This is a genomic window from Paenibacillus sp. cl141a (assembly GCF_900109305.1).
Classification (GTDB): domain Bacteria; phylum Bacillota; class Bacilli; order Paenibacillales; family Paenibacillaceae; genus Paenibacillus_AQ; species Paenibacillus_AQ lautus_A.
The window spans coordinates 42212-62998 of the sequence record NZ_FNZO01000010.1 but is presented as its reverse complement, the minus strand read 5'-3'; the positions used below and the strand labels follow the sequence as shown (position 1 = coordinate 62998).

14 protein-coding genes are annotated in these 20787 nt (G+C 54.4%); 1 reads left to right on the top strand and 13 read right to left on the bottom strand.

From position 1 onward, the window contains the following. Positions 1-14 precede the first annotated feature (14 nt). The 10 genes from BMX45_RS23260 to BMX45_RS23210 form a co-directional block, all read right to left on the bottom strand. Positions 15-1979, bottom strand: coding sequence for a heparinase II/III domain-containing protein (locus BMX45_RS23260; RefSeq protein ID WP_090912235.1), 1965 nt, complete (start codon positions 1977-1979; stop codon positions 15-17). A 62-nt stretch (positions 1980-2041) separates the two neighbouring features. Further along, on the bottom strand, positions 2042-3664 hold the full coding sequence (locus BMX45_RS23255) for a response regulator transcription factor (protein ID WP_090912233.1): 1623 nt from the start codon (positions 3662-3664) through the stop codon (positions 2042-2044). After that, on the bottom strand, positions 3657-5468 hold the full coding sequence (locus BMX45_RS23250; protein WP_090912231.1) for a cache domain-containing sensor histidine kinase: 1812 nt from the start codon (positions 5466-5468) through the stop codon (positions 3657-3659). The genes BMX45_RS23255 and BMX45_RS23250 overlap by 8 nt, the downstream gene beginning before the upstream one ends. Positions 5469-5566: 98 nt before the next feature. After that, complete coding sequence (locus BMX45_RS23245; RefSeq protein WP_090912229.1) at positions 5567-6937, bottom strand: ABC transporter substrate-binding protein; 1371 nt, start codon at positions 6935-6937, stop codon at positions 5567-5569. Between the two features lie 150 nt (positions 6938-7087). Further along, positions 7088-7927, bottom strand: coding sequence for a carbohydrate ABC transporter permease (locus tag BMX45_RS23240; protein WP_090912227.1), 840 nt, complete (start codon positions 7925-7927; stop codon positions 7088-7090). 15 nt (positions 7928-7942) lie between these two features. Further along, positions 7943-8890 (bottom strand): carbohydrate ABC transporter permease, encoded by a 948-nt coding sequence (locus tag BMX45_RS23235; RefSeq protein ID WP_090912225.1) that lies wholly within the window; start codon positions 8888-8890, stop codon positions 7943-7945. A gap of 140 nt (positions 8891-9030) precedes the next feature. Then, positions 9031-9645 carry an alpha/beta hydrolase gene (locus BMX45_RS23230; protein WP_090912223.1) on the bottom strand — a complete coding sequence of 205 codons (615 nt, stop codon included), beginning with the start codon at positions 9643-9645 and terminating at the stop codon, positions 9031-9033. A gap of 517 nt (positions 9646-10162) precedes the next feature. Beyond that, positions 10163-10870 carry a PIG-L deacetylase family protein gene (locus tag BMX45_RS23220; protein WP_009592358.1) on the bottom strand — a complete coding sequence of 236 codons (708 nt, stop codon included), beginning with the start codon at positions 10868-10870 and terminating at the stop codon, positions 10163-10165. A 42-nt stretch (positions 10871-10912) separates the two neighbouring features. After that, complete coding sequence (locus BMX45_RS23215; RefSeq protein ID WP_090912219.1) at positions 10913-11866, bottom strand: GNAT family N-acetyltransferase; 954 nt, start codon at positions 11864-11866, stop codon at positions 10913-10915. Between the two features lie 297 nt (positions 11867-12163). Beyond that, positions 12164-13309 carry a serine hydrolase domain-containing protein gene (locus tag BMX45_RS23210; protein ID WP_090912217.1) on the bottom strand — a complete coding sequence of 382 codons (1146 nt, stop codon included), beginning with the start codon at positions 13307-13309 and terminating at the stop codon, positions 12164-12166. 438 nt (positions 13310-13747) lie between these two features. Here BMX45_RS23210 and BMX45_RS23205 point away from each other — a divergent pair, with 438 nt between their 5' ends. Further along, entirely contained in the window at positions 13748-15889 is a 2142-nt protein-coding gene (locus tag BMX45_RS23205; RefSeq protein ID WP_090912215.1) for an alpha-amylase family glycosyl hydrolase, read from the top strand. Between the two features lie 538 nt (positions 15890-16427). Here BMX45_RS23205 and BMX45_RS23200 read toward each other — a convergent pair. From BMX45_RS23200 to BMX45_RS23190, 3 genes are all read right to left on the bottom strand, one after another. Further along, positions 16428-18464, bottom strand: coding sequence for a methyl-accepting chemotaxis protein (locus tag BMX45_RS23200; RefSeq protein ID WP_090912213.1), 2037 nt, complete (start codon positions 18462-18464; stop codon positions 16428-16430). A 133-nt stretch (positions 18465-18597) separates the two neighbouring features. Next, entirely contained in the window at positions 18598-19440 is an 843-nt protein-coding gene (locus BMX45_RS23195) for a sugar ABC transporter permease (RefSeq protein WP_009592355.1), read from the bottom strand. Beyond that, a complete protein-coding gene (locus tag BMX45_RS23190) occupies positions 19440-20753 on the bottom strand; it encodes a sugar ABC transporter permease (protein WP_090912211.1) in 1314 nt (437 codons plus the stop codon). Before BMX45_RS23190 ends, BMX45_RS23195 begins: the two co-directional genes overlap by 1 nt. Between the last annotated feature and the right edge of the window lie 34 nt (positions 20754-20787).

The window sequence follows — 20787 nt, the reverse complement described above, 5'->3', positions numbered from 1 at the left end:
CTCCACTCCTCTGTTCATATGAATTGAAATTTGAATTCGATATTTGCATGCAAGCCAGGTGCCTTCACTTTAAAATCCACGGCATACCAAGCCGCTTCTTTGCCGAAGTGATCACGGAAAACATGGCTTGTCAGCTTAGGCTCCACCAGCTTGCTGTCATAGTGGATCAGCAGGCTGGGCCTGTCATCCACGGAAAAGGCAGGATCCGTCTTTGTGTCCTGTACCTTAGGCTGCTCCCCGGTCCCTTCTTCAGCTGCAATCGGCTCCTTCTTCTTTTCTAAGGCCTGAACGACCTCCGGTCCCCCTGCCTCTGCTTGCTCATAAGTACCCGGTGTCCGCAACCTAACAGCCTGCCGGCCATCGATCAGTACCAGCTCGGGCTGTATCCTGGTGACGATCCGCTCCACCAGACTCTCCGGGGGCGAACCGAACGTAAACCGGTCGCTCAGCGTCAGTTCCGGCCGCTTCCCCTGCTTGTTCCACTCCAGCGTCCTCGTGAATGACTGTAGAGCAGGAGCCCGGTAGGCCGAGGTCAGCTCAAGCGCAAGCCGATCCACGGCTTCACCCGTCACCGCTTCCAAGACAACCGCGGCGCTATCCGGGCCCTCTTGCTGAACATGGCCGTCGATGATCGGCACGGAGTGGCCTTGGGAGCCGTTGCAATCATAGCCATACCGTCCTTCGCCAAAATACTCCGCCGTGTATTCGCCGCAGCCGAGATCCGAGCACCATGCTTCCCCGGCGCCGTACAGGATAAAATGCCCAAGATCATTATGATTGTGCGGCTCGCCGTTGCTGCCGCCCTTGGCGGCAAACGCGTACACTTCGCCCCCATGGAAGCTGCGGGAGATCAGCCACTGGGCATCGGGCAAATAATAACTTGCCTCTTCCCAATCGCTTCCCGCCAGCAAGGGGTTCCGCCAGATCAGGTTGCGCAAAGCCGGAGCCCAGCGGCTGCAATGGTCGTCGCGGTAACCCGACCGGAGAGACTGCGGCGGAGACTCGAAGTCTGGGTACAATCCGGCCAGATAATGAGATAAGCCGATATGTACCGTACTTTCCGGCTGCGAATCGGAGAAGTTGACGACGGCCTTTCCTCCCAAGAAGCCCTGCTGCTGAAACAAGGCGATGCGGCCGACCTTCTCCGCACGGAACCAGTCCATCTCGCCCCGGGTGCGCTTGCGCAGCAAATCGGCATAATACACGAAATACCCGAACCCGTAATTCCAATATCCCAGCCCTTCCAGACAAGCTCCATCGGGGCCAAAGCCCTGCAGGTAATAGTCCATGCACCGCTCCGTCTTCAGCAGAACCTTTGCAAGCGATTCCCCGCTTTCCATAAGCAGCAGCGCCGCGGAGCCGATGGAACCGGCACAGACGGCAGACCAATTATGCGTCGCCGTCTCCCAGCCGTGCTCACGGCTTAGGAAAGGGAGGAACAACCGCGCTTCAACCTCCTCCCCGATTCTCGAGATCAGCAGCGATGGCAGACGGTCCCGCAGCAGCACGCGGATCTCGCTGAGGGTAAACCCGGTCTCGGCGCTGAACAGATCAATCGTCCCTTTGATGCCGCCCGGCGATTCCGCGTTCACATGCGCCGGCAAACACCAGGTATACTCATCGCAGATGGACCAGATCATCTCCTGGAGAGCCGTCCGGTACGCTTCCTTATCCGGCTCGAGAAGGGTCAGCAGAGCAAAGGTATTCAGCCGGCGCCTACGCTCAAAATACACCTTCTCATAATCCAGCCTCGTTCCCTGCCGGGCAAACCGGGTGAATAAGTCATACGTCAGCGGAGGGTTCGGGACAGACAACAGCCGCTCCCCCTCCTCGCGAATCTCGGATATGTCCTGCTCGTAATCTTCGCTTTGCCGGTTCTCTTCCCAGAAGGACCTCTGGTCCCCGCTTTGGTAATACATCCGCAGATCGGCGGGAGCCATCCCGTTCACGATCCTTGTCAGCTCTTGTAACCTGTTCATCGGACTAGGACCCTCCTCCTTCCCGTTTCAACGCCTGTTGGTGACGCCGGATAGACATCCTTTCAACCATTCCGGAATTCTACGGGGGTTACCCCCGCATACGCTTTGAATGTTTTGCTGAAATAACTCACATTGTCATAAGCCAGACTTTCGCAGATTTCCCCGACCGTGCGGTCCGTCTGCCGCAGCAGCTCCTTGGCTCGCTCCATCTTCATGCGGGTGACGTATTCGATGAAGGTAACGCCGGTCTCTTTCTTGAACATCCGGCTGAAGTAGCTCGGATTCAAGTGCAGGCAGCCCGCAACGTCATCCAGCGTGATCCTCTGGTCAAGCCGAAGGGACACGTATTTGCAGGCCTCCGCCACTTCCGATCGTCTGCTGCCCCCGAATCCCCGGTCCATAGCCTGCAGGGTGGATTCCAAATAATCGTGAAGCCAGGATTTCAGCTCGTTCAGGGAATCCATGTCCATGATCTCTTTATGAAGCGCATCGGCCGTATAGGCGGGTGACAGGGAATGCAGTAGATGAAGCCTCAGCTTTAGATCCAGCAGGAGCTTCAATACCCAGTCCTTGACCGATTCCGGTGCGTACCGCTTCTCTTGAATCCAAACGATCCACCGATCGACTGTGTCGCGCACCGCGCATAACCCCTCTTTTCCGAGCAGCGATTCCCGCAGCTCCGAACTGGCCCGGTCATAATAAGCAAAGAGATCGGGATCCCCATTAAGACTTTTCTGTTCAAGCGCTCCGTTCAGTTTGGATATCTCCTGCGGCTCCAGATAGAATCGTTGATGCCGGCAGGCCAGCAGTTCATTGAGCCCTGCCTTTAATCCCTCCGGCTCCGCGTACCCCCGGCCGATCAGGAACGACATGCGGATTCGCAGCACGCGCTCGAGCGTCCGCTGCACCTCCTTCAGGCAGGCGGCGGCCTCATCGTATATGTTGCTGCCCAAGCCGGGTCGATACGCGAACAGGAGCAGCGAGGACTTTGCATCATATAGGACATGTACCGCATCCGGATTCAGTTGATCCAGCACCTCCCGCAGCACGTTGCCCAGGGCAAAATGCAGCGTCTGATTGGAGGCGAAGCGGTGCTTGATCTCCCGGACATCCTCCAGATGGCCGACCACGGGTAGGCAGTGATAACCCGGCTTCAGCACTCCGTACTCCGACAGCTCATGCCGCCATGTTTCGGGAGACAGGAGAGGCTGATGGATGAAATTTTTGAGGCTCTGCTCCTTCCGCAGCTCCTTGGATTCGTCCACCAGATGGATCATCCGCGACCGCTCCCAGCCCTTCTGGGCCTCCTCGTCCATCGCCTGCTTGAACCGCCTCAGCAGCTGTGCCAGCTCCTCGGGGTCGAGCGCATCCTTCAGCAGATAATCCTGCACGTTCAGGCGCATGGCCTGCTGGGCATATTGGAATTCGTTATGGCAGGACAGAATGGCGATCCGCACATCGGCCTTCACTTCTTTGATGCGTGCGGACAGCTCAAGCCCGTTCATTTTGGGCATGCCGATATCCGTAATCAGAATGTCCGGGGGCGAAGATTTCGCCTCCTCCCAAGCACTCATTCCGTTCTCATAGCTTCCCATCAGGTTCAAGCCCAGCTCATTCCACGAGATGGCCTCCGACAACAGCTCAATGACCGGGTAATCATCGTCCACCAGCATCACGTTATACATCCGCATTCCCTCTTTCCGGTATATACATCTCGATCACCGTTCCTTGGCCAGGCTCGCTGCAGACGCGGCATTGAAAAGCCTCGCCGAACACCATGCTCATCCGTTCCATCACATTTTGCAGACCGATATGGGAGAAGCTGCCTCCGCTTGCCTCCTCCTGCATCGAAGACCCGGCGGATCCGCCCTGGATTCTTCGGGCAATCGACTCCCTCATCGCGGCATCCATGCCGATGCCGTCGTCCTTCACCGCCAGCACGAGATGCCTGCCCTGCATGGCGGCTGTAATCCGAATCGTCCCTGCCTGCTGGTTGAGCCCATGGATTAATGCATTCTCCACGATCGGCTGAAGAAAAAAGCGCGGCACCTTGAAGAGGAAAGCCTCCGGCGCGATATCCAGCTCCAGCCTGACCTCCTCCTTCTGCCGAAGGTTCATCAGGGCGACGTAATGCGAGATCAGGTCGATTTCTTCGTGTAGCGCAATCTCGTCCTCTTCGCGGCTGATCGTCATGCGGAGCAGCACGGACAGGGAGCCGATCATCTTGGCGCTTTCGGGATCGCCTCGTTTCATGACCTTCATCCGGATCGAATTCAGGACATTGAACAGAAAATGGGGATGGATCTGGGCTTGGAGCATTCGGAGCTCCGCTGTTCGTTTTCTCGCCTGGTTTTCGGATATTTCCGAGATCATGGCTTTGAACCGGTCCAGCATGTCGTCGAATAAATGCCCCAGCCGTCCAACCTCATCATTGCCATGGACATGCGACCTCACTTCCAGATTTCCGCGCTGCACGGCGGTTGCCACTTTGCCGAGCTTGACTAACGGCTTGGTAAACGCGCGGACAAGTCCAATGAGCAGCAGCAGAAAGATCAGGAAGGAGCATATCTGGAACCAAAACACGCGGTTGAAAATCGAGTTGATATTGACGATCGCATCCTTGTACGGCTGCATCAGCACCAGACGCCATCCGGCAAACGGAATGTCCTGGTGTACCATCAGCTGCTTCTCCCCCTTCATCGGCACAATGGAATACGGCTTCTCTTGATCCAAATCATCGAGATAAGCAAAGGTCGTTCCGATCTGGTTCTGATGACTGCCGGAAACGATCGTTCCCTCGGCATCCAGCAGCACCAGCTCGTTGCCTTCTGAAAGGGAGTTGAAAATCCCGCTGATCTGATCCTCCATGAACGTCACGATCACGTAGCCGTATATCTCGGAATCCGGCAGCCGGAGCGTGCGCACCATCGATAGCTGCGTCGGATGATCGATCTGGTCGGGGCGGAACATCGTGGCTTCCGGCTCCGTCCACAGGGACTCCAAGCCTTGCAGCCCCGAAATCTGGCCAAACCAAGGGCGCTGCCTGTAATCGAGCGGATTGTAATCGCTTACGGAATAATTCATGTAATAGGAGCCGTTCTCCAGAATGACGGTCACATAACTTTTCTCGCCGACGACCGTCAAGCTGTCCAGATGCTCCAGCACCCGGTTGGATTCCATGAACCTGCGGTAAGGATCCGGGTCTTCGTTGCCGGAGACCACCTGCTTGAAATAGGAATTCAAACCGGAATTCATCTGGATATAGTTGGCGATATTGATTTTGCTTAAGAGCAGATTCGTCACCGATCCGCGGACCAGCTGAAGGGCATCGCTAGCGTTGGATACCGCCTGCTGCCTCAAGGCTTCCTTCGTTAACGAATTATACAGAATCAAGCTGACGATGGCGGGAACCACGATGCAGGTGACGGCAGCCAATATCAGCTTATGCCTGATGGAGCTGGGGATCAGGCTCTTCAATCGTGCGGGCATAGAATCCACCTCGGGTATGGCGTGACGGGAATAATGTACGCGAATTCAAAAAAAGGGACGAAGAGTTTCGTCCCGATTTTTTTGTCTATTATACCAGATCATTTTTTGTTGGATTCTATAATTTTGTTCACTCGCTCCTGCGAATTCGCGATGGTCTGGTCAATGTCCTGATTGCCCAGAATCAACTTCTCGTATTCCTCGTTCACCGCCTCGTACACTTCCGCCTGATAAGGTGCCGGAGGCACGATAGCCGAGGCCTTCGAGGCAACCAAGGTGTCCACGAGCGATTTCTTGTCTACCTTCTCCGGACTTTTCGTAGCCGAAAGAATGGTGTCGATAATCTCCTCCACCTGCTCGGTCTTCACCTGCTGCCAGGCCGGAATGTTCTTGCCCTGCACGATCTGCCCTTCCGTTGTATACCAGCGGACGAATTGATAAGCCTCTTCCTTATGCTTCGACTTGGCCGCCACCGCCACGTAATCCGTGGTTACCGGCGTGAGCCCCGTAGGATCGCCTGCCTCGTTTTTCGGGAATGGAGCTACGGCGACATTGAAGTCCAGCGGCACTTTATCCGTTCCGCCGATCTCCGTGTTCATCCAGCTGCCGATCGTGATCATGCTCGCGGATTGATTGAAGAATTGGGTCCGGTAGTTCAGCTTCTGGGAGATCATGTCCGTGTAAGGTACCGAGGATTGGTCCTCCTTCTCCATCCGCACGCGCAGCTCCAGCGTCTGCCTGAAGGTCGGGTTATCCAGATTGGAAGAGCCGTCGGCCTTCAAATAGTCGGTATCTTGTGGTTGATTGGCCATCATCAGCTTCAGAAACTCCAGCCATCCGCCCCCTTGCGGGCCATGGAAGTACGTCCCGTAGCGCTTGGACGCTCCTTCGCCCTGGGTCAATTTTTTGGCATAGTCCGCATATTCGTCCCAGGTCCAGTCCGTCGGAACCGGCAGCCCCGCTTCCTCCAGGTGATCCTTGTTCAGCAGCACATACCAAGGGTTAAACTTGCCGGGCAGCGCGTAGACCTTGCCGTCGAGGCGGGTATCCACTTTATAATCCGTTTCCACGCTGTAGCCGTCCTTCGCGATAAAGTCGTCCAGCGGCTCGGCCATGCCGAGCGCCACCCGCTGCGCATAACCCGCCGGATCGCTGAACATCAGAATGTCCATCTGGGCCGAGGATGCCGCCTCCAGGTCAAGCTTCTTGGACGCCTCCTGCGTATCCCCCTTCTCGCTGAGCTGGACCAGCTCAATGGTCACGCCCGGCGTTGCCTCTTCATAGGCTTGGATCGTTTTCTTCCAATTGTAAGCTTCCTCCGTGCCATAGGTGTACAGCCTCAGATTGGTCTTCCCCCCGCCTTGCGCGGAATCACCTTGGGCCGCATTCTCTTTCGCTCCGCCGCAGCCGGACAGCAAGCCGATCACCATCGCGGCCGTGAGAACGCCTGACCACCATTTCTTGTTCATCATTGTCTATAACCCTCCCCATTGATATCGGTATGTAAGGTCGTGACGATTCTAGCTGTGACTATCCACATTATATAGAGCGCTTACATCTTAACCATAAAACAATCTTTACTGATGTTGGAACTATTTTTACCCCGTTCATTCCCGAGGTCCCTAACCCTTGACCCCGCCCAGCGCAATGCCTTCGATGACGCTCTTCTGGCCGATGATAAAAACGATCAGCAGCGGGAATATCGCCGACACGGCAGCCGCCATGATCAGGGAATAGAATTCTCCGCTCAAGGAAGTGAATTTCTGCATCGCCAGCGGAATCGTGAACAGCCCGTCCGTCCGCAGGAAGATGAGCGGATTCTGATAATCGTTCCACGTCCAGATGAACCGCAGGATCGCATACGTGGCAACAGCGGGTTTCACCAACGGCAGCGCAATCGACCAGAAGATGCGCGGATGGTTCGCGCCGTCGATTTTGGAGGATTCGATGAATTCCTGATGCACCCCCATGAAGAATTGCCTTAGCATGAACGTTCCGAGCACGCTGAAGCTTCCCAGCATAATGAGGCCGAAGTGGTTGTCGAACAGCCCGATGTTGCGGTACAGAATAAACTGCGGGATCAGGATGGCCTGGCCCGGGATCATGTAGGTCACCAGCACGATGATGAACAGCCAATTGCCGGCGGCAAACCGGATTTTGGAGAAGCCGTAGGCCGCCAGGGCGGATACCATGGCCGAGATGATCGTGGTCAGTATGCTGACCTTGACCGAGTTCCAATAATAGAGGTAGAAGGGATAATCCCCGAACCATACCTCCTTGTAATTCTGAATCGCGTTCCACTCCCGCGGAATCCATTGAATCGGATATACGAATACGTCACGCTCCACCTTAAAGGATGTCACCAGCATCCAGATAAAAGGAAGGAGAAACAGAATGCTCACCGCGAACATCGCGATCGTGACGATAAGCTTGCGCCAGTCGATGCCGACTCTTGTCCCCATACAGCACCCTCCCTCTTAGTAGTTGACCCACTTCTTCTGAGCAGCCCACTGCCCCAGCGTAATCAGCATGACGAAGCCGAACAGAACCGCAGCAATGGACGATGCGTAACCGACCTTCAGGTTGACGAATGCCGTATCGTACAAATACCATACCATCATGGTCGTCGAGCCGATCGGTCCCCCTTGCGTCATGACGGCAATGATATCAAAGACCTTGAACGTGGAGATGATCCCCGTTACCAGCAGGAAAAATGACGTCGGCGACAGCAGAGGCAGCGTAATGCGCCTGAACTTGGTCCAGCCGTTCGCTCCATCGATGTCCGCCGCCTCGTACAGATCCTTCGGAATGGACTGCAAGCCGGCGATATAAATAATCAGATTAAAGCCGATGGAGATCCAGATCGATATCAGCATGATGGAAATCAGCGCGAAATTGGGATCCGCGATCCACTTGGGCGGATTGGACATCCCGAGCGTCCGGAGTATTTCGTTGATCGGACCGTAGGACGGCTGGAACAGCACCTGCCATACGACGGCCACCGCCACGATGTTAGATATGTAGGGCATGAAGTAAGCCACTTTAAAATAGCCCTTCATATAGACAAACCGGTCGATCAAGATGGCCAGCGTCATCGAGATCACCATGTAGACCGGAACTGTCAGGAGAAACAAGATGTTGTTGCGTACCGACTTGATAAACATGTCATCCTCCAGCAGCTGGCGGAAATTCTGAAACCCGACCCACTGGATGCCGTCCCAGCCCTGCACGAAATTCCAATCGGCAAAACCCAGCACGAGCGTAGCCAATATCGGGAACAGCACCAAAATGATAACGCCGATCAGCATCGGGCTTACGAATGCGATCCCCCATAGGTTCTCTCCCCGCTGCAAGGATCCCCGGGACTTGTCCTCCCGTGTCGGCTGGGCGCCAGGCTTCTTCATCGTCTCCATTGTCTGTGCCATGTCGGACCCCCTCGATTCTTATTCGATGGGTTAAGTATAAAAAAAATACCGCCAACGTTTTGACGGTATTTTGATCATATTCGCTTTCATTTTTACTTGATTAGACTGGGAACGCATCATGGATCTTGGCATGCCCGGTATTACAGGAACTTCTCCTTAAACCAGGCAGCGGCCATCCCGACCTCTGCACGGCTGAGCTGATGCCCCCCGTTCTCCCAATGGAGCTTCACGTCCGCGCCTGCCCCGCTCAATAGTTCGTTCAGATCCTCGCTCTCCTGCGGCGTGCACATCGGATCGCGCCGGCCGGCCGCGATGAAGACCGGCACGCCGGTCAAATCCGGCAAGGTCTTATCCCGCAGCGGAACCATCGGATGGTGGAGAATGGCCCCTTGCAGCGCGTCTCCTTCGAGGAACAGCAGGCTGGCGGCAATATTGGCGCCGTTTGAATACCCGACGGCCACGATGCGGCTGCGGTCAAAATCGTACTCGGCGGCTGCCCAGTTCAGAAATTCATTCAGATCAAGCGTGCGTTTCACGAGATCCTCTACATCAAACACTCCTTCGGCCAGACGCCGGAAAAATCTCGGCATGCCGTTCTCCAGCACGTTCCCGCGGACGCCGAGCACATTTGACGTTGGCGAGATCATCTCGGCCAGCGGCAGCAAATCCTCCTCGTTCCCCCCGGTGCCGTGCAGCAATAGCAAGGTTGGTGCCTCCGGAGAGGTTCCCTGGCGGTAAATATGCGTATGTTCCATATGCTTATAGTCTCCCTTCGATTGGTGATATGGTTCAATTTCGAATCCGTTTGACACCATGAATGTTCGTTAGAATGCCCTGGAATAGCTCAATAGGACCAAAGTCTGCCCTGAAAAATCACATCATAAACTAGGCGGCAATCCCATCATAGACTGCCCTAAAATGCCGCCTAGATATCTTTAATTTAAGATTCTTTAAATACATCATACCATGGATTTTGAAAAATGCAACAGCTGTCCTTCCGCCTCGCCTCCCCGCTAAAGCTGCAATCGGAAACGCTATGTCCCATTCTTCGCAATTCTTGACGAACGAAACGAAAAGAGAGGAAGCCTCCACTATGGAAGACTTCCTCTCCTGTTTGTATTCTCTATATATGATTCCGTACGTGTTCCCCCGTAACATCACTCATTATATCAAAAGATAGGTATAATGTCAGTGGATGTTTTGGTATTTCTCACAATTTTTTTGTGAGAATGTTAGCGATTATTCCAGTTGATTGGATGAAAAACCATATATTCAGAAAAATTGTAACCGTTTGGTCAACGCACCCCTCGGAACCGCGAAGGCCTGCGCGCGCTTGAAGTTCATCGGCGCTCCCCGCACGATCGTGAGCGCCTTGTAGTATTCGATGAACGGGAAGCCGTAGGTTTCCCCGCGAGCATAAGCGTATACGTTCATGGCTCTCACCCACGTTTCATAGGCTTCGTCCGGAATGTCGATGAAGACCTCGGGATGAAAATCGTACGGGTCCTCCCAATTGTCCGCATAGTATAAATGCTGGGCATAGTGGGACGGAAGCTCGCGCTCAATCGTCTTCAAGCCCGCGTAGAAGCGGGCGTCCTCCACGATATAATGCGTATTGGAATGATCCTTATGAATGCTCTCCTTCCAATGCGTAATGATGATATCCGGCTTCACTTCCCGTATGACGTCGGCGACCTGATACTTCACTTCCTCGTCCAGCGGAAGCTCGGCATCCTTGTAGGCAAGGAACCGCACATCCGCGCCGACGATATCGGCAAATTGGTGAGCTTCGTCAATCTTTTGCTTTGCGTACTCCTCCGGCGTCAGACGGGGGTGCCCCTTCTCTCCCGGCGTTAGATGAAGAAACGTCGCTTTATGACCAGCCTGCGTGTATTTGGCGATCACGGCTCCTGCCGTAAGATCCATATCGCCCGCATGCCCGCCAATCGCCAAAATGTGATGCTGCTTTGCTTCCGTCAATGTAATCTCTCCTTTATATATCCATGTAGTCGAAGCTATCTATTAAAGCGGCTTGCTCATAATATCGAACCGGCGCGTGACGTTGAAGCCGGCTTTGCGGTACAGATGGCCTGCGGGACTCTGCTCGCCCGTCCAGAGGAACCAGGCACCGTGCAGTCCTTGAGCACGCATAAGGGCAAGGCAGTCATACAAGAGAATTTTTCCGAGACCCTTCCCTTGCATCGACGGATCCACGCCAAACGGGCCGAATCGATCAGCCACGCCCTCATATCCGCCATGCAGGCAGAAGCCCACCAGCTTCCCTTGATCCCGCGCGATCAGAATCTGATCCGTTGTTAATCGCTGGAGCAGTCCCTCACGAATCGCCCGGCCCCAATCCGGGTTAAACACGTCCGTCGCGAACTCGATCAGCTCCACCAGATCGCCGTCCTGAGCCGGCTTGAAAGTAAAGCCTTCATGCTCCCGCTGCCGCTTCAGCTCCGCCACTTCCGGCGGCATATGGAAAGCAACCAGGGAGCGGTCCATCGCAACCGCCGTGTAATTGCGGGTAAACCCGCTGGCCGCAAGCCATGCCAAGCCCTCCGGATAGCGCTCCCCATCAATGCCCGGAACGATATAATTCGGGGCATACGAGGAGAAAAAGACTTTGCTGCGCCCATGATGACGAAGATAATTTTCGCCTTCCTGCAGCAGCCGCGACGCGACCCCCAATCTTCGAACCGATGAATCGGTATAGAAGAAGGTGATCCAGCCGTGATCCGGGTCCAGCTCGGTGCCGATCATCGGCAATCTCCGACGCACCGCATACAGGACGCCCACTATGCGGCCCTCCTGCTCCGCGATCCGCAGTCCCTGCGGATCAAAGTTCGGGTCGAGCAGCACCAGATTTCGAAAACGAAGCCGGGTGACGGGATCTCCCGGCAAACAGGCGTTCCACAGAGCCGTGATCCCTTCCTCGTCTCCAGACCGGTAAGACCTGTAGGTTAAACTCGCCATTGCGTTATCCCTCCTTATAATCGTAAATCTTGGATCGACGACGATTGCCCTATACGACACGACCAGTTGATCTCCATTCAACAATCCTCCATGTACTGGACGGAATATCTATGCAGCAGCTCAAAAATGTATCGACATCAGGGGGCATTGCTTAATGTCCATCCGGCGTTAGCTCAGCTTCGGATTGCTGCCGCTGCGGGAACGAACGACAAATATTTTATATATCGTGCGCACTGCTCCCTATGCAAACGGTGCGTGAGTCGGGGCATGCTTGGACAGTGCTATTGTATTCCAGTCTTACCATGCAACGGCTCCCTTCAAAGCGTTGTGGACCTGTACGCGCAGCTGAGCCACGCTGCTGCTCCGCCCTCCATATACGCGGTTGGTCAGCAGAACAACCGCAAGATCAGACTCGGGATCGATCCACAGGCTGGTTCCGGTAAAGCCGGTATGTCCGTAACAGTACGGGCTCATCCAATCTCCGGAGGCGTCCATCTTATCTCCTTTCAGCACCCATCCCAAGCCACGGCTCGAGCCCTGAATATGACTCGTATGGGAACGGGTGGCCGTAGCCGAGGCAGCCCGAGATAGGAGCCTCGGTTCGCCGGCTTTCGCCTTCACAGCTTCCACCGCCGGAACCGCGCCTTGCGCAAGCCACATTCGGGCATACTGCAGCAGGTCACCTGCCGTGGCAAACAATCCCGCATGGCCGCACACGCCGCCCAAAGCCCGCGCCTTCTCATCATGCACGATCCCGCACAAGTGATCCTGGATGGATTCATCATGCTCCGTTGCAGCATAGCGGTACGCCTGACCCGGCGAAGGAGTCAGCGTTGCGTGATGCATGCCCAGCGGATCCGCCACCCATTGCTTAAACGCTTGGTCCAAGGGCAGTTCGAGCAACCCTTCTATGATGCGTCCAAGCACCAGATACCCCAAGTCGCTGTAAATCACGTCGGTATTCGGCTTCGCCGCAAGCGGCGCTGAAAAAACGGCATCCCACATCTGCTCCCTGTCCCAGCCATGGGAATGCAGGTTCATATCCGCCTGGAGCCCGGAAGTATGCGTCAGCAGCTGGCCTACCGTGATCTCTTCTTTGCCTGCCGTTCCGAATGAAGGCAGCATATCGCTCGCTTTTGTGCCCAAGGTCAGAGCTCCATCATCGATCAATTGCAAAATCAACGGGAGCGTGACCGCCACCTTGGTCAAAGATGCACAGTCGTATAACGTATCCTCGCTAACAGGCACAGGCTGGCCCTGCACCGGATTAGGATTGGCATAGCCTGCTGTGTAGAACCATGTCCTGCCTTCATGCAGAACGCCCAGTACGGCACCCGGCGCCGTACCAGCGGCTATTTCGCGCTCAATGGCGGCGCACGCCGCCCTCACTCCCTTGATTCCCAAGCCCAGCTGCTCTGCACCGGCCTTCACATGAGTCTCCATTGAACTTCCCTCCTTTGCTTCCAGGCCTTGAATTGGATCAACTAAACAACAAACACGCCATTTTTACATGAACTGATCTTCAAATTGTAAACGCTTGCTAAACCTATTATATGGTCTGTAAAATTTTGTTTCAATAATAAATAAAGAATATAAAATTTAATTTCATGACATAAAATATTAATTTCCTTTTATTTGGATATTACATATTGACATATGAATACGCTTTCATTTACAATATTGTTGAAATCAAACACTCGTATAATTTAAGGGCCATGCATTCCGTCACCGCACACCCGGTATGGAACAACCCCGGTTTCTCTTCAGGAGATGCCGGGGTTTTTTGTTGCCCTATCTTTGGTACAGGAGGTGATTCCCCGCGGCTTCGGTTTGCTCATTGAACCAACCCTCATTCAATAACCGTTACATAGGAGGAATACGATGAAAAAATTCTACAAACTGACAACCGCCCTTGCCCTTAGCTTGTCCCTGGCGCTGAGCTTGCTCGGCCCAGCCCATGCAGCTCCGGATACCTCGGTATCCAACAAGCAAAACTTCAGCACGGATGTCATTTATCAAATCTTTACGGACCGTTTCTCCGACGGCAATCCTGCCAACAACCCGACCGGCCCGGCCTTTGACGGTACCTGCACCAACCTGCGGCTGTACTGCGGCGGCGACTGGCAAGGGATCATCAACAAAATCAACGACGGCTACCTGACCGGTATGGGCGTTACCGCCATCTGGATCTCCCAGCCGGTCGAGAACATCTACAGCGTCATCAACTATTCCGGCGTGAACAACACCGCTTATCACGGCTACTGGGCCAGAGACTTCAAGAAAACGAACCCGGCTTACGGCACGATCGCCGACTTCCAGAATCTCATCGCTGCCGCCCATGCCAAGAACATCAAAGTCATCATCGACTTCGCGCCGAACCACACGTCTCCCGCTTCCTCGGACCAGCCGTCGTTCGCGGAGAACGGCAAGCTGTACAACAACGGCACCCTCCTCGGCGGATACACCGGCGATACGCAGAATTTATTCCATCATAACGGAGGCACCGACTTCTCGACGACAGAGAACGGGATTTACAAAAACCTGTACGACCTTGCCGATTTGAACCATAACAACAGCACGGTGGATACCTACCTGAAGGATGCCATTAAAATGTGGCTTGATCTGGGCATTGATGGCATTCGGATGGATGCGGTAAAACATATGCCGTTCGGCTGGCAGAAGAGCTTCATGGCCACCGTCAACAATTACAAGCCGGTCTTCACCTTCGGCGAATGGTTCCTCGGGGTGAACGAAGTGAGTGCCGAGAACCATAAGTTCGCCAACGAATCCGGCATGAGCCTGCTGGATTTCCGTTTTGCGCAGAAGGTTCGCCAGGTATTCAGGGACAACACCGACAATATGTACGGACTGAAGTCCATGCTGGAGGGCTCTGCGGCCGATTACGCGCAGGTGGAGGATCAAGTCACGTTCATCGATAACCATGACATGGAACGATTCCACAATAACAGCGCCAACCGCCGGAAGCTGGAGCAAGCGCTCGCCTTCACGCTCACTTCCCGCGGCGTACCAGCCATCTATTATGGAACCGAGCAATACATGTCCGGCGGGAACGATCCCGACAATCGGGCTCGAATTCCTTCTTTCTCTACAACGACTACCGCATATCAAGTAATTCAAAAACTCGCGCCGCTGCGCAAATCCAATCCGGCCATTGCCTATGGGACGACGCAGGAGCGCTGGATCAACAACGATGTGCTGATCTACGAGCGCAAGTTCGGCACCAACGTGGCCGTCATCGCCGTCAACCGCAACGTGAACACGACGGCTTCCATTACGGGATTGGTAACCTCACTGCCGGCCGGCAGCTACACCGACGTGCTGGGCGGCCTCCTGAACGGTAACAATCTGACCGTCGGCTCCGGCGGGTCCGCTTCCAACTTCACGCTGGCAGCGGGCGGTACGGCCGTATGGCAGTACACCACGGCCGTGACCACGCCAACCATCGGGCACGTAGGACCGATGATGGCCAAACCGGGCGCAACCGTCACCATTGACGGCCGCGGCTTCGGTGCAAGCAAAGGCACGGTATACTTTGGCACGACGGCAGTGACCGGCGCTAACATTACGGCTTGGGAGAACACGCAGATCAAAGTGAAAATCCCTGCCGTCGCCGGAGGCGTATACAATATCAAAATCGCCAACAGCGCCGGAACCTCAAGCAATGTGCATGACAACTTCGAAGTGCTGAGCGGGGATCAGGTCAGCGTGCGCTTTGTGGTGAACAACGCCACCACCGCGCTCGGCCAGAACGTGTATTTGGCAGGCAGCGTAAGCGAGCTTGGCAACTGGGACCCGGCCAAAGCCATCGGTCCGATGTACAACCAGGTCATCTACCAATACCCAACCTGGTACTATGATGTCAGCGTTCCTGCCGGCAAAACCATCGAATTCAAATTCCTGAAGAAACAGGGCTCGACAGTAACATGGGAAGGCGGTTCGAACCATACCTTCACCGCTCCAGCGAGCGGAACGGCCACCATTAACGTGAACTGGCAACCGTAAGTACAAGAACGTCTTTTTGCCGAAGAGCGCCCCTGAACAAACCAAAAACCAGCTCGGGAAATTTCCTGGAGTTGGTTTTTTCGTGCAGTTCATAATTCCAGCAGGCAGTAGCCCGTTGCGCATGAAGCACCTCAACATTCCCTCTGAACGGCATGAGCGATTCCCAAAGGGAGAGCGTGCGTGCTCAGCAGGCAGTAACTCACCAAGCAGATGGGGCAACTCAACGATCCTGCACTTGCGCTCCCGAGTAACGCACCACCAGCAAAAAAGCCGATGAAGATGTTCCTCTTCATCGGCCTTTTTCTTCCCCCACACCCTAGCGTAAATGGTTTTGCGTTTAGCACGCAGTAGCGGAGAGGACGAATCGATTCCGGAAAAACGATAGTGGTCGCCTTTGCCCCCGATTTTCTACCGAAAAATCATAATCCAAAGAAAATTGGGGGCAACAGCGATTGGAGGAACGATACGTACTCGCAGCGTCTCGCTTCAACGGAGCAGGCGGAGTGCTGCATAGCCATCACATCATTACGAAAACCATTTACGTCCTGAACATCACCAAAGACTTACGCAAGCCCTCCGACAGTTCCTCCAATCGCGACGACAGGCCGACCAGCTTCTCGCTCACCTTGAACTGCTCGGACGACATCGAAGCGACCTCCTCCGTGGCGGCGCTGGTTTCCTGGACAATCGAGCTCGCCTCCGAGATGGAGTCGGTCAGCGCCAGCTGGGAATCGATCAGAACCTCCACCGCATGCGTAGACTCGCTGATCTCGGTTAAGAGCGCATCCATCTCGTGACGCACGTTATCAAAGACGCCCTGTGCTTCCTGCACCGAATGTAGCTGCTCGTCAAAGAGCGGCGATGCCGACGTCAAAGCATCCACGGAGCCCTGCACCTCGCGCCGAATGTCCAGAATCATCGCGCCTACGGTCTGGATCGACTCCTTGGAACGATCCGCGAGGCTCCGCACCTCATTGGCAACCACCATGAAGCCGCTGCCTGCCGCCCCGGCGCGGGCCGCTTCAATCGTCGCGTTAATGGACAGCACGTTGGTCTGATGCGTGATCTCCGACATCAGCTCCAATATTTTGTGGATCGATGCGGTATTATCCTTCAGCTTCTCCGCATTCTGGACGATCGCCCGGTTCACCTGGTTAATCCGCGTCGATTTCTCCACCAGGCTGTCCATATGCTGCGCGCCTTCTCCCGTTACCCGGAGCACGCGATCCGCCGCGGCCGCGATCACCTGATTCGTATCGGACACCTTGCTCATCCGCACGCCGATGTTCTCGGCCAGCTGGTTCTCTCGTTCGGCCTCCATGGCCAGGCTTCCGCTTCCCTGCGCAATCTGTTCCATGGCGGCTGCGATTTCGCCGGCCGTAAGCGACGTTCCCCTTGAGGCTTCGGCCAATTCCTCGGCCGTAACCAGCACTTCCTTCGCCGACGCATTCGTCTGATCGACCAAAGCCGAGATTTGCCCCATCATCCGGTTGAAGCTCAGACCCAGACGGCCAATTTCATCTGCACGCTGAAATTCTGTCCGCACCCTTAAGTTCCCCTGCTCTCCCTCTTCCATCAGGCTGCACATCTGGTTCAGCGGTCGACCGACGGTACGCATCATATAGTAGCCGATCAGAACAGCAACCAGAACCGCTGCCACAATGACCGCAAGCGTCACGGCAAGCAATTTGTCAGTGGCCTGCACGAAATCGCTGACGGGAGCAAAGCCGACCATATGCCATGGCGCGGTCTTCAAAGGCGTATACACCACCATCTGCTCGTCGGCGGTATAGTAGATCCCCCCTTCCTCAGCGTCTGAAGGAACCGTAATGGCGGACGGCTGCATCAGCTGGGCCGGGTCCATGTCGTGCACGATCCGGTTATCTTCGGCCACGATCCGCATCTGTCCGTGATTCCCTATTTTTAGATTCGCCAGCACCTCGCCGACCGCCTCATCCTTGACATCCATCAGCAGGACGTACTGCGCATTCGGATTTTTCAGGTTTTTCAGCAATCTCCCCATCGTCATGGTGGCGGTATTCTCGTTCTCCATAAAACCCTTGATCTCTGTCGGGAACCATACCGGTTCGCCATCGGCCTGAATAATCCGGTCGATCTTCGCCTTCACCCCGTCCGAAGAAGACATGCCCGAATAGCCCGTGGAGTTATAGGAGCTTTGAGCCTGAAGATTGGGCGCGACCAGACGCATGCCCTGCAGACGTTTATCCGAAGATGCCATCCCGTTCAGCTTCTCACGGATCCGGTTCTCGGCCTGCGTTTTGTCCCGAATGCCGATATCCGCCGTGCTGACCGTCACCAGATCTTCGCGAAGCACCGTGTCCAGCGCCCATTGGCGGGAAGCGGCTTCATACTGGGCTAATAGAAAATCCAGCTTGTCCGCCGCCTGCATCATCTGCCCCGAGGTCGCCTCGGATACCTGATCCATTACCGTGTCCTTGGAGATGGAATACGACAATAACCCCAGCGCCGAAGATAACAGCACGATCGTTGTAAAAAAGATAACAAACAGCTTCATGCCGACCGCCTTGAATTGAAAACGCTTTGTCATGTTCATGTTATGTACCCCCTGATTGCATGCATACATGCAAAAAGACACAGCAAGGCAATTACCGGCTGTGTCTCTTCGCTGTTCTCTCTATCTATGTGTCTTATGATGATATCGTGCGTTTGGCTATCCGTTTTTGGGCTTACCCTTTGCTTGCGCCGGCCGTCATGCCGTCGACCAGCAAACGCTGCAGGAACACGAACAGCAGTGTGATCGGCAGTGCGATCAGCACCGATGCCGCCGCGAATAACGTAAAGTTGCTGTCCTGGGTGGAGTTGACGAGATCCCACAGACCGACGGCGAGCGTCCAGTTTTCCTTGGTCCGGAGCACGAGCCGGGCAAAGATAAAGTCTACCCATGGGCCTACGAACAGCGTCAAGCCCATATACGTGATCATCGGCTTCGATAACGGCAGAATGATTTTGCGGAAGATCTGGAAGTTGGTGGCTCCGTCAATCTTCGCCGCTTCATCCAAGCTTCGCGGTATCGTATCCAGGAAGCCCTTCATGATGAGGGTTCCGCCAAGCGGTGCCCCGGCCGCATACACGATGATCATCGCGGCATGCGTATTCAGCAGGTCCAAGGAGTTCAACAGGATATACAGGGCGATCATGCTCATGAAGCCCGGGAACATCCCCAGCACGAGAATGACCGATAGCGCATTCTGACGGCCTTTGAACCGGAAGCGGGATACCGCATAACTAGTAAGCAGAACAAGAATGGTCCCGATAATCATGGAGAACACCGCAATTTTCAGCGTGTTCATGTACCATGTGCCAAACAGGAAGCTTTGGGACGTAAACAGCTCTTTATAATGACTGAGCGTGAAGGATTCTGGAATCAAGGATTTGCTGTACAACGACTTTCCGGGACGGAAAGAGGCCAGAACAATCCAGAGCGCCGGGTAAATACAGCCGATCGCGATGATGACAAGCGTGATGTAGCTTGCCGTCAGGCGGATCGCGTTTCTCATTTTAATTCCCATTATTGGATCATATCCTCCTCTTTGAATGATCTGGTACGACGATAATTGTAAATCGAGAAGGTCGCAATAATCATAAAGATGATAATACCGATGGCCGATGCCATGCTGTAACGCTGCTGATCGAGCGTCAGTTTATAGAGCCAGGTGACGAGCAGGTCCGTCGCTCCCGCGTATTGATAGTCGCCTACCACCGGATTACCGTTCGTCAGGAGGAAAATCAAGTTAAAGTTGTTGATGTTACCGGCAAATTGCGTAATCAGCACCGGTGCCGTCGAGAACAAAATCATCGGCAGGGTAATGATTTTGAACTTCTGGAAGCCGGTCGCTCCATCCACGTCCGCCGCTTCATAGAGATCCTTCGGAATCGTGGTCAGAACGCTCATCACGAGGAGCATGGATACAGGGATACCGACCCACATATTAACAACGATAACGGTCACTTTAGCCCAGACCGGATCGGTCAGCCAAGGCAGTCCTTCCAAACCGAAGTACCTTAAATACTGGTTGATCGGGCCGAACTGTCCGTTAAACATATTACGCATGACAAGCAGCGAGATCAGCTGCGGGATCGCATATGGAATGATCAGGATGACGCGCCATACGCCTTTGAAGCGAATTCCTTTTTGTTGGATAAGCAGCGCCACGAGCACGCCGCCGAAATACGTGGTAACCGTTGCGAGCACCGCCCAGATGATCGTCCAGGTCAAAACTCCGAAAAAGGTGTGGCTCCACGATTTTAGTGCAACGAGATTGGTAAAGGTTTTGAAGCCAACCCAATCCACCAGGCTTGCAGGCGGCAGATTGTTTGGAGCGGAATAGTTCGTAAACGCCAGCAGGACCATGAAGATGATCGGCATGACCGTAAAAAACAAAATACCGATCGCCGGCAGTGTTAGGAAAGATTGCGCGAATTTCCATTCGAAAATATAGTAAAGGGTCTGTCTGAAATTGTTGGGCGTTACACCCTTTTCCCTTAGTTTTCCAGCGTTATATGCGTTTTTGATATTGGCATAGTAGCCAATAAGAAAGAGCGCAAACATAATTAAGGTGATAAGTCCTTCAATCAGGAGATTGATGGAATGGTCACCCGCTACCATTTGGGTCAAGCCGTTGACTTTTTCTAAATGGCTCCCCTGTTCTCCCAATGTTACCATTCCCCAGATGGCATCACCCAGGTTGTTAATGAAGTAATACAGACTGAATAGGCCTACGATAAGTAAAATAACGCCTTTGATCCATTGCCGATTGTAAAGCTGACCCAGACCCATGCAGATGGCTGATAATACGGCCGCTGTGATACGATGTTGACGCATGCTCCCTCCATTCTCCTCTCCGTATAATCGAGGA